Consider the following 14,816-nt stretch of genomic DNA (forward strand, 5'->3'; position numbering starts at 1 on the left):
CGACACCGTGACCACGCCCGACCCGGGGGACCGCATCGCGGCCCTGCCCGCCGCCCTGCAGGAACGCCTGCGCCGCAAGCTCAGCGGGAAGGCCCGCCGCACCACCGGGCAGATCACCCCGGCGCCGCGCGACCGCGCGCTGCCGCAGTCCTCGGCGCAGCAGCGGCTGTGGTTCCTCGACCAGTTCACCCCCGGGTCGACCGAGTACACCAGCGCGCTCGCGCTGCGGTTGCGGGGCGCGCTCGACGTGGCCGCGCTGCGGGTCGCGCTGACCTGCCTGGTCGAGCGGCACGAGGTCCTGCGCACCACCTTCGCCGCCGAGGACGGGCGCGGTGTGCAGGTCGTGCACCCGCCCACCGAGCCGGCGGTGTCGGAACTGGACCTCACCGGCGACCCCGGCGGGCTCGACGACGCGCTGCGCGCGGAGCTGGACCGGCCGTTCGACCTGCGCACCGGTCCGCTGTTCCGGGTCGTCCTGGTCCGCGTCGCCGCCGAGGAGCACGTGCTGCTGCTCTGCGCGCACCACACCGTGGTCGACGGCTGGACCATGGGCGTGCTCACCGACGAACTCGGCGTGTTCTACGCCGCCGCCCGCACCGCGCCGGACACCGCCCGCGCGGCGCTGCCCGCCCCGGAGTTGCAGTACGCCGACTTCGCCGTCTGGCAGCACGCCCGGCTCACCGACACCGCCGTGGCCGGGCACCTGGACTTCTGGGGCCGGGCGCTGGCGGGCCTGCGCCCGCTCGACCTGCCCACCGACCGGCCCCGGCCCGCCGTGCGCGGCAGCGCGGGGGCCACCCGCGAGCGCGTGCTGCCCGCCGAGGTCGCCGCGGGCGTGCGCGCGCTGTGCGTCGGGCAGCGGGTCACGCTGTTCACCGCGCTGGTCGCCGCCTGCCAGGCGCTGCTGGCCCGCTACACCCGCCAGGACGACATCGCCGTGGGCACCGTCACCTCCGGGCGCGGGCAGCCCGAGCTGGCCCGGCTCGCCGGGCTGTTCGTCAACACCGTGGTCCTGCGCTCCACAGTGGACTCCCAACGGTCGTTCCGGGACCTGCTCGGCGCGGTGCACTCGACGGTCCTCGACGCCTTCTCCCACGACGAGGTCCCCTTCGAGCGCCTGATGGAGCACCTGCGGGTGCCCCGCGACGTCAGCCGGACCCCGCTGTTCGACGTGATGGTCGTGCTGCAGAACGCGGGCTCGGGCGTCCCCGCCCTGCCCGGCCTGGCGACCGAGGCGGTCGACCTGGCGCAGCGGAACGCGAACTTCGACCTGAGCATCGAGTTCGAGGAGCACGGCGACGAGCTGCGGGCGCGCTTCAACCACAGCACCGACCTGTTCGACCCGGAGACCGTGGACGACCTGGCCGCCCGGCTGGAGCTGCTGCTGGCCGCCGTGGTCGCCGATCCCGACCGGCCGCTGCGCGACATCGCGCTGCTCACCGACACCGAGCGGGCCGCCCTGCCCGCGGCGGCCAAGCGGGCTGAGTCGTCGGAGTCGTCGGAGAGCACGTTGCCGGAGCTGTTCGCCGCCCAGGCGGCGCGCAGGCCCGACGCGCCCGCGGTCGTGCTGGACGGGCAGGTCACCACCTACGCCCAGCTCGACGAGCGCGCCAACCGGCTGGCGCACCTGCTGGTCGAGCGCGGCGTCGGCGCGGAGCGGCTGGTCGCGCTGGCGCTGCCGCGGTCGGTCGAGCTGGTCGTCGCCGTGCTCGCGGTGCTCAAGGCCGGTGGCGCGTACCTGCCCATCGACCCGGAGTACCCGGCCGAGCGGATCGCCTACCTGCTCGACGACGCCGAGCCCGCGCTCATGCTCCGCACCGGGGCCCCGCTGTCCGGTGTGGACTCCGCGGTCCCGGTGGTGCGGCTCGACGACCCGGATACCGCCGCCGCCCTGGACCGCGCCACGACCACCGCCCCGAGCCCGGTCGGGCCGGACGCGGCGGCCTACGCCATCTACACCTCCGGCTCCACCGGCAAGCCCAAGGGCGTGGTGGTGCCGCACCGCAACGTCGTGCGCCTGCTGTCGGCCACCGACCACTGGTTCGGCTTCGACGAGACCGACGTGTGGACGCTGTTCCACTCCTACGCCTTCGACTTCTCGGTGTGGGAGCTGTGGGGCCCGCTGCTCAACGGCGGCACCCTGGTCGTGGTGCCGCACGCGGTCACCCGGTCCCCGGCCGACTTCCTGCGGCTGCTCGCCGAGCAGCGGGTCACCGTCCTCAACCAGACGCCCTCGGCGTTCTACCAGCTCGCCGCGGCCGACCGCGACCAGCCCGGCGCGGACCTCGCGCTGCGGGTCGTGGTGTTCGGCGGCGAGGCGCTGGACCCGGCGCGGCTGCTGGACTGGTCCACCCGGCACCCGCTCGCGCGGACCCGGCTGGTCAACATGTACGGCATCACCGAGACCACGGTGCACACCACCTTCCACGAGCTCGCCGACGCCGACCTGGCCGCCCCGGGCAGCAGCCCGATCGGCGAGCCCATCCCGGACCTGCGCCTGCACCTGCTCGACCCGCACCTGAACCCGGTCCCCCCGGGCATGGTGGGTGAGCTGTACGTGGCGGGCCCCGGTGTCGCCCGCGGCTACCTCGGCCGCCCCGGGCTGAGTGCCCAGCGGTTCGTGGCCGACCCGTTCGGCCCGCCCGGGGCGCGGATGTACCGCAGCGGCGACCTCGCCCGCCGGGACCACCGCGGCGGGCTGGAGTACCGGGGCCGGGCCGACGACCAGGTCAAGGTCCGCGGCTTCCGGATCGAGCTGGGCGAGGTCGAGGCCGCGCTCGTCGCCCACCCCGGGGTGTCCGGCGCGGCGGTCGTCGTGGCCGAGGGCGCGGGCGGGCACCAGCGGCTGGTCGGCTACGTGGTCGGCGCGGGGGCGCCGGAACCGGCGGAGCTGCGCGCCTGGCTGCGCCGCGGCCTGCCCGAGCACATGGTGCCCGCGGTGTTCGTCGCGCTGGACCGGCTGCCGCTGACCCCGAACGGCAAGCTCGACCGCGCGGCGCTGCCCGCGGCCGAGGCCGCCCCCACCGGCGCCGACCGGGTGCCGCCGCGCGGACCGGTCGAGACCGGGCTCGCTGAGGTGTGGCGCGACGTGCTCGGCGTCGAGGCGGTCGGCGCGACCGACAACTTCTTCGAGCTGGGCGGCGACTCCATCCTGAGCATCCAGGTGGTGTCCCGGGCCCGGCGCGCGGGCCTGCGGTTCACCACCCGGCAGATGTTCCTGCACCAGACCATCGCCGAGCTGGCCGCCGTGGTCGACACCGCCGCCACCGCGCCCGCGGCGGCCGAGCAGGTGAGCGGCCCGGCCCCGCTGACCCCGATCCAGCGCTGGTTCTTCGACGACATCGGCAGCCGCGACCACTACGCGATGTCGGTCATGCAGACCCTGCGCGGCGAGATCGACACCGCCGCGCTCTCGGGCGCGCTCGACGCGCTCCTCGACCACCACGAGTCCCTCCGGCTGCGCTTCTCCGAGGTGGACGGGCAGTGGTCGCAGGACGTCGTGGCCGTCCCCCACGGCACCGCCCTGTCCGTTGTGGACCTCTCGGTGGTCCCGCGGGCGGACCGCGCGGCGGCGGTCGAGCGGCACGCGTTGGCCGCGCAGTCCGGAATGGACCCGAAGACCGGGCCGCTGCTGCGGGCGGTCCTGTTCACCGGCGACACCGGGCCCGCGCGGCTGCTGGTGGCCGCGCACCACCTCGTCGTGGACGGCGTCTCCTGGCGCATCCTGCTCGCCGACCTCGAGACCGCCTACGGGCAGCTCACCGCCGGGACCCCCGTGCGGCTCCCACCCACGACCACCGCCTACCGGGCCTGGGCCCGCCTGCTGAGCGAGCACGTCGCGTCCGGTGGGTTCGCCGGGGAGGCCGACTACTGGGCGACCACGCTCGACGGTGTGCCCACCGACCTCCCGATCGACCGCGAAGGCGACAACACGGTGGGTTCCACCCGTGTGGTGACCGCGCGGCTCGACCGGGCGACCACCGACGCCCTGCTGCGCCAGGCCCCGCCGGTCTACCGGACCCGGATCGACGACCTGCTGCTCAGCGCGCTGGGCCGGGTGCTGGCCGACTGGACCGGCCGCGACTCGGTGCTGATCGGGATGGAGGGCCACGGCCGCGAGGACCTGACCGCCGCCGACGACGCGACCGGGTCCGATGTGGACCTGTCCGGCACGGTCGGCTGGTTCACCGCCAAGTACCCGCTCGTGCTGCGCGTGCCGACCGGGCGCGACCGCTGGGCGGAGACCATCAAGTCGGTCAAGGAGCAGATCCGGGCGGTGCCCGGCAAGGGCTTGGGCTACGAGGCGCTGCGCTACCTCGGCGCCGGGGCAGCGGCGCTCGCCGCGGACCCGGTGCCGCAGGTGTGGTTCAACTACCACGGCCAGTGGGACACGGGCTCGCCCGACTCGGGCCTCTACGGCGCCCGGTGCGCCCCGGTCGGCAGCGACCACGCGCCCGGGGACACCCGCTCGCACCTGCTCGACGTCACCGGCATGGTCGAGGACGGCGAGCTGGAGCTGAGCTGGCTCTACTCCGCCGAGGTCCACGACGAGCACACCGTGCGCGACCTCGCCGACGCGCTGGTCGCCGCGCTGCGCGAGCTGGTGGCGCACTGCGCCGAGCCGGCCTCCGGCGGCGCCACCCCCTCGGACTTCCCGCTCGCCCGGCTGACGCAGGCCCAGGTCGACCTGATCGCCGCCGACGGCCGCGACGTCGAGGACGTCTACCCGGCCACCCCGATGCAGGCCGGGATGCTGTTCCACAGCCTGGTCGACGCCGCCCAGGACGTCCCCGCCGCGGGCGCCTACTCCGACCAGGCGCGGCTGCGGCTGGCCGGGGTGAGCGACCCGGCGCTGCTGGCCGAGGCCTGGCAGCGGGTCGTGGACCGCACTCCCGCCCTGCGCACCTGCCTGGCCTGGCACGGGGTGGACGACCCGGTCCAGGTCGTGCGCAGGCGCGTGGCCCTGCCGGTCACCCACCACGACTGGCGCGCGCGCCCCGACACCGAGCACGACCTGGCCGAGCTGCTGCTGGCCGACCGCGCGGCGGGCTTCGACCTCGCCACCGCGCCGCTGACCCGGGTGTCGATCGTGCGGCTCACCGATGACGAGGCCGTGCTGGCGTGGTCGTTCCACCACGTGCTGCTCGACGGCTGGAGCGTCGCGCAGGTCTTCGCCGAGGTCGCCGAGTGCTACACCGCCCTGCTGCGCGACCGCGCGCCGGACCTGCCCACCCGCAGGCCGTTCCGCGAGTACGTCCGCTGGCTGGGCGCCCTCCCGCCCGAGCAGGCGGAGGAGCACTGGGGTTCGGTGCTGGCGGGCTTCGACAGGCCGACCCCGCTGCCCTACGACCGCGCGCCGGGACCCGCGCACCGCGGGGAGTCCTCCGCCGCCGTGCGGGTCGTGGTGGACCCCGAGCGGTCGGCCCGGCTGCACGCGGCGGCCCGGGGCAACGGCCTGACGGTCAGCACCCTGGTCCAGGGCGCGTGGGCGCTGCTGCTCGCCCGGCACAGCGGCGAGCGCGACGTCGTGTTCGGCACCACCGTCTCCGGCAGGCCCGCCGAGCTGGCAGGCGTGGAATCGATGATCGGCATGTTCGTCAACTCGGTGCCGACCCGGGCCAGGGTCGACGACGCCGAGCCCGTGCTGGCCTGGCTGCGCGCGGTGCAGGCCGAGCAGACCGAGTCGCGCGCCCACGAGACGATCTCGCTGGCCCGGCTGCGGTCGTTCACCGACCTGCCCGCCGGGGAGAACCTGTTCGACAGCATGGTGGTGTTCGAGAACTACCCGCTCAGCGACACCGCCGAGGTCGGCGCGCTGCGGGTGCTGGAGGCGGGCGCGGTCGACACCACCACCTTCCCGCTGAGCCTCAGCGCCCACCTGCACGAGCGACTGCACCTGGCGCTGTCCTACGACCCGACGCTGTTCGACCACGACACCGTGGAACGGCTCGTCGAGCAGTTGCGGCTGCTGCTGGACGGGATCGCCGACGACCCGGGGCGCCCGGTCGGCGACCTGCCCTGGCTGTCCGCGGCGGACCGGCACACCCTGCTCGTCGAGCGCAACGACACCGCCGCCGACGTGCCCACCGCGCTGTTCACCGACGCCTTCGCCGCCCGGGCCGCCGCCAGCCCCCTGGCGACCGCGCTGGTGCACCGGGGGACCCGGCTCGGCTTCGCCGAACTCGACTTCCGGGCCAACCGGCTGGCGCACCACCTCGTCGCGCTCGGCCTGCGCCCGGAGCAGGCCGTCGCCGTGGCGCTGCCGCGTGGCGCGGACACGGTGACCGCCCTGCTCGCGGTGCTCAAGGCGGGCGGGGTCTACCTGCCCGTCGACCCGCGCCTGCCCGCCGAGCGGCTCGCCCTGATCGCCGAGGACGCCGCCCCGGCGCTCGTGATCACCACCGCGGCCGAGGCCGGGCTGCTCCCCGGTGTGGCCGAGGTGGTCGTGGACGACCCGGCCACCGCCGCCGCGGTCGCCACGCGCCCCGAGACCGCCCCGCCCGCCCCGCGCCCCGACAACGCCGCCTACGTCATCTACACCTCCGGGTCGACCGGCCGCCCGAAGGGCGTCGTGGTCGACCACCGCGGCCTGGCCAACCTCTGCCACGACCGCGTCTCGGCCATGGCCGGGAAGGGGCGGCTGCGGATGGCCATGACCTCCCCGTTCTCCTTCGACGCGTCGCTGGAGGAGGTGGTCCTGCTCGCGGGCGGCCACGAGCTGCACGTGATCGACGAGTCGATCCGCCTCGACGCCGAGGCGCTGGTCGGCCACCTCGCCGACGCCCGCATCGACCTGCTGAACCTGACGCCGTCCTACCTGCGCCAGCTCATGCCCGCCGGGCTGCTCGACGGCGCCGGGCACCGCCCCTCGGTCCTGCTCATCGGCGGCGAGGCGTGCGACGAGGTGCTGTGGCGCGAACTGGCCGCGCTGCCCGACACGGCCGCGCACAACCTCTACGGCCCCACCGAGTGCACCGTCGACGCGCTCGCCGCGCCCGTCGCCGGGGACAAGCCGGTGCTGGGCCTGCCGCTGCGCAACGTCCGGGCGCACGTGCTCGACGCCCGGCTGCGGCCGGTGCCGGTCGGTGTCACCGCGGAGCTGTACCTGGCGGGCGACCAGCTCGCCCGCGGCTACCTCGGCAGGCCGGGCCTGACCGCGGGCCGGTTCGTCGCCGACCCGTTCGGCCCGCCCGGCAGCAGGCTGTACCGCACCGGCGACCTCGCCAGGTGGAACGCCGACCTGGTCCTGGAGTACCGGGGCCGGGCCGACGAGCAGGTCAAGATCCGCGGCCACCGGGTCGAGCCGGGCGAGGTGGAGGCCGCGCTGCTGACCCACCCCGGGGTCGCCGAGGCCGCCGTGGTGGCCCACGACGCGGGCGACGGGCACCGCAGGCTCGTCGCCTACCTCGTCCCCGCGGCGCCGGGGGCCGCCCCCGGCGCCGGGGAACTGGCCGCCGCACTGCGGGCCGCGCTGCCGGACTACATGGTGCCCTCGGTGTTCGTGCCGGTGCCCGCGCTGCCGCGCAGCCGCAACGGCAAGCTCGACCGGCGGGGCCTGCCCGCCCCCGACCCCGTGGTGGCCGAGCGGCCGGGCCACCGGGCACCGCGCACCGAGACCGAGAAGGTGATCGCGCGGATCTTCGGCGAGGTCCTCGGCGTCGAGCGGGTCGGCGCCCGGGACGGGTTCTTCGACCTGGGCGGCGACTCCATCCTCAGCATCCGGGTCATCTCCCGGCTGCGCGCCGAACTCGACGTCGCCCTGTCCCCGCACGCCCTGTTCACCACCCCCGCCGTCGCCGACCTCGCCCAGGCCGTGCAGGCGCAGCGCGGCGTCGTCGAGGCCGCGCACGCGCCCATCCCGACCGCCGCGGGCGACAGCGCGCCGCTGTCGTTCGCCCAGCAACGGCTGTGGTTCCTGCAGCAGTTCGCCCCCGACAGCGTCGAGCACGTCGCCCCGGTGACCCTGCGGCTGCGCGGCGGGCTGGCCGAGGACGCGTTGCGGGACGCGCTGAGCGGACTGGTCGCCCGGCAGTCGGCACTGCGCACCACCTTCCCCGCCGTGGACGGCAAGCCCGTCCAGGTGGTGCACCCGCCCGCCCCGGTGGACCTGCCGGTGGTCGACGTCTCCGCGTCGCCCAACCGCGAGTCCGAAGTGGACCGTCTGCTCGCCGAGGACGCGCGCACCCGGTTCGACCTGGCCGAGGGGCCACTGCTGCGGGCGCGGCTGCTGCGGGTCTCGGAGCGCGAGCACGTGCTCAGCATCGTGCTGCACCACATCGTGACCGACGGCTGGTCCGCGGGCGTGATCGTCGACGAGCTGGCCGAGGGCTACCGCGCGGCACTGGCCGGCCTGCCCGCCGCGCTGCCCCCGCTGCCCGTGCGCTACCCGGACTTCGCCGCCTGGCAGCGCGAACGCCTGGCCGGGGAGGTCCTGCACGCCGACCTGGACTACTGGCGCGAACAGCTCGCCGACTCGCTCCCGCTGGACCTGCCCACCGACCGGCCCCGGCCCGCGGTGCACACCACCGAGGGCGCGCTGGTCGACTTCGAGCTGCCCGCCGAGCTGACCGACCGGCTGCGCGGACTCGGCCGGGCCGGCGGCGGCACCCTGTTCACCACCCTCGTGGCCGCCTGCCAGGTCCTGCTGGGCCGCTGGGCGGGCCAGGACGACGTCACGGTGGGCACGGTCGTGTCCGGTCGCGACCGGGCGGACCTGACCGACCTGGTCGGCTGCTTCGTCAACACCCTCGTGCTGCGCGGCCGGGTGCCCGACCGGGCACCGTTCACCGAGTTCGTGGCCGCCACGAACAAGACGGTGCTGGCCGCCCTCACCCACCAGGACGTGCCGTTCGAGCAACTGGTGGACCAGTTGGCGCCCGAGCGCGACCCCAGCCGCACGCCGCTGTTCCAGGCCGCCGTGGTGCTGCAGAACACGCCCCGCTCGCGGATCGAGCTGCCCGACCTCACCGTCGAGCAGGTGCCGCTGCCGGTGCGCACCGCCAGCTTCGACGTGCTGTTCCAGTTCGAGGAGGTCGGCGACCGGCTGCACGTGGCGCTGAACTACAACACCGACCTGTTCGACGAGGCCACCGTGCGGCGGCTCGCCGGGCACCTGCGCACCCTGCTCGACGGCGTCGCCGCCGACCCGGGGCGGCCGGTCGCCGACCTGCCGATGGTCACCGACGCCGAACTGGCCCTGCTGACCGACCGGTGGAGCGGTTCGGGCACGGCTCCCGCCTCGACCGCGTCCGGTGCGGACACGGTGGTGCGGGCGTTCGCCCGGATGTGCGAACGCGCGCCGGACGCGGTCGCCGTCACCTCCGGTGACACCTCGCTGACCTACCGGGAACTCGACGCCTGGGCCAACAAGCTCGCGCACCGGCTGCTGGCCGAGGGCGTGCGCCGCGAGGACCGGGTGGGCGTCCTGCTCGGCCGCTCCCCGGCGGTTGTGGCCACCGTCCTCGGCGTGCTCAAGGCGGGCGCGGCGTACGTGCCGCTGGACCTGCGGGCACCCGTCGAGCGGCTGCGCGAGCTGCTGACGGGGGTGGACGTCCGCGTGCTGGTCACCGACCAGGAGTGGGCGCCGACCGCGTCCGCCGCGCACGTCGGCAACCACATCGTGCTCGGTGGCGGGGTCGACGGCCAGTGGCCGGACACCGCGCCGGACCTCACCCCGCACCCCGACGACATCGCCTACGTCATGCACACCTCCGGGTCCACCGGCAGGCCCAAGGGCGTGGCGGTGAGCCACCGGGGGATCGTCGGCTTCGCCGCCGACGGCTGCTTCAGCCCCGACGGCGCGCGCCGGGTGCTCATGCACGCCACGCTGGCGTTCGACGCCTCCACCTACGAGCTGTGGGTGCCGCTGCTGCGCGGCGGGTCCGTCGTGGTCGCCCCGAGCGGCGAGCTGGACGTGGACTCCCTGCGGGCGGTCATCGCCGAGCAGCGGGTCACCGGCCTGCTGCTGACCTCCGGGCTGTTCCGCGTGGTGGCCACGGAGGCCCCGGAGATCCTGGCGGGCGTGTCCGAGGTGCTCGCGGGCGGTGACGTCGTGCCCGGCGGCGCCGTGCGCCGGGTGCTGCGCGCCTGCCCGGACATCACCGTGGTCAACGCCTACGGGCCCACCGAGGTCACCGTGATGGCCAGTTCGCACCCGATGCGCTCGGTCGAGGAGGTCTCCGACGTCGCCCCGATCGGGCGCCCGCTGGACGCGGCCGGGGTGTTCGTCCTCGACGCCCGCCTGCGCCCGGCGCCGGTCGGCGTGGCGGGGGAGCTGTATGTGGTCGGCACCGGCCTGGCCCGGGGCTACGTGGGGCAGCCGGGAGTCACCGCGCAGCGGTTCGTCGCCTGCCCGTTCGTCCCCGGCGCCCGCATGTACCGCACCGGCGACCTGGTGCGCTGGCGCGCCGACGGGCTGCTGGAGTTCGTCGGGCGCTCCGACGAGCAGGTCAAGATCCGCGGCTTCCGGGTCGAGCTGGGCGAGATCGAGACGGCCCTGCTCACGCACCCCGACATCGCCGAGGCGGTGGTCACCGCCCGCCGCCGCGACGGCCGGGTCCGGCTCGCCGCGCACCTGCTCGCGGCCCCGGACCGCGAGGTGCGGACCGACACCCTGCCCGCGTTCCTGCGCGGCACCCTGCCGGACTACATGGTCCCCGCGGCGTTCGCCGTGCTCGACCGGCTCCCGCTCAGCGCCAACGGCAAGGTGGACCGGCGCAAGCTGCCCGACCTCGACGCGGTCGAGCAGGCCGCGCCGGAGCACGTGCCGCCGCGCACCCCGGTCGAGGCCGCGCTCGTCGAGGTCTGGGCGACCGTCCTGGACAACGACCGGGTCGGGGTCACGGACAACTTCTTCGAGCTGGGCGGCGACTCGATCCTGAGCATCCAGGTCGCCGCCCGGGCTCGGGCCGCGGGCCTCGCGGTCACGTCCAAGGACATCTTCCTCAACCCCACCGTGGCCGCGCTCGCCGAGGTCACCGGGGCGCTCGGGCAGCAGACCGACGACCGGTCCGCGGTCGAGGGCGCGGTCGAGCTGACGCCGATCCAGCGGTGGTTCCTCGACCACCGCTCGGTCCCGCGGCACTTCGACCAGTCCGTGCTGGTGGAACTGGCCCCGGAGGTCGACCGGGCCGCGCTGCGGTCGGCGCTGACCGCGCTGACCACCCAGCACGACGCGCTGCGGATGCGCTTCGAGCGGGTGGACGGAGCCTGGCGCCAGCACAACGCCGCCACCGAGCCCGCCGACCTCCTCGCCACGCACGACCTGTCCGGACTGGACGGCGAGGAGCTGCGCGCGGCGATGGCGGGGGTCGCCCTGCGGATGCAGTCCGGCGTCGACCTGGCCGCCGGACCACTGCTGCGGGCGGCCCTGTTCGACCTCGGCCCGGACCGCGCCCCGCTGCTGTTCGTGGCGGTGCACCACCTGGTGGTCGACGCGGTGTCGTGGCAGACCCTGCTCGCCGACCTGGACACCGCCCACCGGCAGGCCGCCGCGGGCGAGCCGGTCGACCTCGGCCGCAAGACCACCTCGTTCCAGGCCTGGGCCGAACGCCTCGCCGAGCACACCCGCGGTGGCGGCTTCGACGACGAGTTGCCGCACTGGCGGGGCATTGGCACTGACACCGGCACCGACAGCGACACTGACACTGACACTGACACTGACACCGCCGCCCTGCCCGCCCCGGACGCCCCCGAGGACGCCACCCCCGGCGCGGCCGTCGTCGATTTCACCCTGGGCACCGAGGACACCGACGACCTGCTGCACCGGGTTCCCGCGGTCTACCGGACCAGGATCAACGAGGTGCTGCTCACCGCGCTGTCCTGGGCGGTGTCCCGGTGGACGGGGCGGCAGCGGGTCCTGCTCGACCTGGAGGGCCACGGCCGCGAGGAGCTCTTCGACGACGTCGACCTCTCCCGCACGGTCGGCTGGTTCACGACCCTGTACCCGGTGGCCCTCGAGGTGCCCGCCGACCTGGCGCCGGACTCGGTCGCCCTGGTCAAGTCGGTCCGGCGCGCGCTGCGCGCGGTCCCCGGCAACGGCATCGGCCACGGCGCCCTGCGCCACCTGGGCGACCCCGGCGCCCAGGCCGTCGGACCGAACACCCACCTGGTGTTCAACTACCTCGGCCAGTGGGACGGTCCCGCCGCGGGCGGTGCAGGCCTGTGCCGCGCCCTGCTGCCGACCTTCGGCCACGACCACGACCCGAACGACCACGGCGCGCACGAACTGGAGGTGGTCGGCGGTGTCCGCGACGGCAAACTGGGCTTCTCCTGCCACTACCGCGGCGAGCGGTACCGCGAGGACACGATCACCGCGCTGATGGCGGACTTCGCCGACGCCCTGCGCCGCATCGCCGCGACCGCCGGTGGCAGGCGGGCCGCACCGTGAGCACAGTCGTCCCGCTGCGCAAGAACCGCAACTACAGCATCCTCTGGGGCGCGCAGGCCGCCTCCGAGGTGGGGTTCAACGCGGTGACCATCGCGCTGCCGCTGCTGGTGCTCGTGGTCACCGGCTCGGCGGCGGCCTCGGGCCTGGCGGTCGGCGCCAGCGCGGCGGCGCAACTGGTCGCGGGCCTGCCCGCGGGCGCGCTGGTCGACCGCTGGGACCGCAAACGGGTCATGCTGCTGTGCGAGGCGGGCCAGGTCCTCGCCGCGGCCAGCATCGCCGCGGCCCTGTGGTTCGACGTGCTCGGCCTGGCGCACATCATCGCCGCGGCGGCGCTGATGGGCCTGTGCCGGGCCTTCTTCGAACCCGCCGAGCACGCCACCCTGCCCCGGCTCGTGCCCGCCGAACAGGTGCACAGCGCGATCGCGGGCAACGCCGCCCGCGGCTACCTTGGCCAACTGTCCGGCACCGCACTCGGCGGCGCCCTGTTCACCCTGGCCAGGGTCGTCCCGTTCGTGGTGGACATGGTCCTGCACCTGTGCTCGTTCATCGCCCTGCTGTTCCTGCGCGCGCCCACGCAGGAACGGTCCCGGGCCTCCCTGCGCAGGCTGCTGCCCGAGATCGGGCACGGGCTGCGCTGGGTGTGGGGCCAGCGCTTCATCCGGGCCACGGCCGCGTGCCTGATCGGGGTGAACTTCTTCTTCAGCGCGTTCTACATCGTCATCATCGTGCTGGCCCACCAACGCGGCCTCTCACCCGCCGAGATCGGCATCATGGCGGCCATGTTCGGCATCGGCGGCCTCCTCGGCGCCCTCGCCGCCCCCGCGCTGACCCGCCTGCTCACCCCCTACCTGTCCATCGTCGGCGTCTTCGTGGCCCTGACCCTGCTCACCCCGGTGGCCGTGTTCATCCACAACGGCTACCTGATGGGCCTGCTGCTCGCGGGCATCGCCTTCCTCGCCCCCACGGCCAACGTCACCATCAGCACCTACCAACTCCTGCTCACCCCGGACGAGATGCGCGGCCGCTTCAGCAGCGTGATGGCCGTCCTCGGCGGCGCCTCCGCGGCGGCGGGCCCCGCGGTCGGCGGCCTGCTGGCGGGCCTGGCCGGGGGCACCGAGGTCATCCTGCTGTGCACGGCCGGAATCGCCGTCCTGACCATCCTCGCCCTGCTCAGCCCAGCCCTGCGCGCCTTCCCCGACCAGAAGACCCTGTCGACCGCCCAAGACGAACCCGCCCACCACTGACAGTGCCCTCCTCATCTGGCGCGGCCTCTGGCCGGGGGTCGGCTTCGGAGGAGCGGGTGCGCCGCAGTCAGGACGGGTGGCTGGCGGTTCGGGCGGCGACGGCGCGGCGGGGTCGTGAGTTGTCCGAACTCGCGGCGTGGCTGTACCCGGAGTCGGCGCGAGCCCGGGGCGGCCATGTGCTGGCGGGGCCGGGGTGGTTGCCGGACACCCTCATCCCGCTGCACGACGTCCGGCTGGAGTTCGACGACACGCCCCTCGCGGTCCCGCCCCTGACCGCGCCACTCGACGACGTCCTGCCGCTGACCGACCGGGGCGAGAGGTACCACTCGTACAGCAGGGCCGTCCGCGACCTCGTCCGGCCCCGGCTGTTGGAGAACCGCGTCAGCTACCGACTGCTCGGCGTCCACGCCGACGGCGGTCTGGCGCTGCGGTTCGGGACCACGACCCTCTTCGAGGTCTTCGACGCCAAGGAGTGCGTCGCGCACGAGTTCAAGGCGGCCTTCCTGCGCTCGAAGGGCTCCGTGCCGCGATTGCGGGACTTGCCGATCAGGGCGGGGGTGGTCGACCCGTTCGATCCCGGCCGGTGGCTGATGTCGCCCGGTATCAGCACGTTGACGATCCGCCACGACCCCCGGGCGGGGCACCGGTTCGTCCTGCACCAGCGCGACTCCTCGGCCGTCGCGGACGGCGGGGGCATGTGCGCGGTCATGCCGTCCGGGGAGTTCCAACCCTCCACCACCGCGACCGTCGACGTGCGCAACGACTTCTCCCTCTGGCACAACATCATGCGCGAGTACTCCGAGGAGTTCCTGGGCGACCCGGAGCACGACGGCGCGGGGACGCGCGCCATCGACTACGCCCGCGACGAGCCGTTCGCCGCCTTCGGCGAGGCCCGCGCGGCAGGCGCCTTCCGCGTCTGGCACTGCGGCCTGGTCATGGACGCCCTCACCCTCGGTCCCACCCAGCGCACCGTCGCCGTCATCGACGCCCCCACCTACGACGCCCTCTTCCGCGATCTCGTCCACGCCAACGACGAAGGCCACCTCGTCGGCGAGGGCGGCCGGATCGACATGCCCTTCACCGCCGACGCCGTCGACCGCCTCCAGCCCCGCATGAGCTCCGGATCGGCGTCGCTGCTCCGCATGGCCTGGCACCACCGCCGTCTCCTGCTGGGTGACTGACAC

3 protein-coding genes are annotated in these 14,816 nt (G+C 75.0%); all 3 read left to right on the forward strand.

Translation table 11 applies throughout. The features are described 5' to 3' along the window. Positions 1-7: 7 nt before the first annotated feature. Genes GCL84_RS20610 through GCL84_RS20620 form a run of 3 tightly spaced genes read left to right on the forward strand, consistent with a single transcriptional unit; the run spans position 8 to position 14,813 of the window. Positions 8-12,388 carry a non-ribosomal peptide synthetase gene (locus tag GCL84_RS20610; RefSeq protein WP_197523398.1) on the forward strand — a complete coding sequence of 4,127 codons (12,381 nt, stop codon included), beginning with the start codon at positions 8-10 and terminating at the stop codon, positions 12,386-12,388. Then, a complete protein-coding gene (locus GCL84_RS20615; protein ID WP_156757158.1) occupies positions 12,385-13,632 on the forward strand; it encodes an MFS transporter in 1,248 nt (415 codons plus the stop codon). The genes GCL84_RS20610 and GCL84_RS20615 overlap by 4 nt, the downstream gene beginning before the upstream one ends. Positions 13,633-13,688: 56 nt before the next feature. Next, positions 13,689-14,813: an XRE family transcriptional regulator gene (locus GCL84_RS20620; protein ID WP_156757159.1), complete on the forward strand. Its 1,125-nt coding sequence runs from the start codon at positions 13,689-13,691 to the stop codon at positions 14,811-14,813. The last annotated feature ends 3 nt before the right edge of the window (positions 14,814-14,816 follow it).

The sequence above is a fragment of the Actinokineospora pegani genome (assembly GCF_009745975.1).
Lineage (GTDB): Bacteria > Actinomycetota > Actinomycetes > Mycobacteriales > Pseudonocardiaceae > Actinokineospora > Actinokineospora pegani.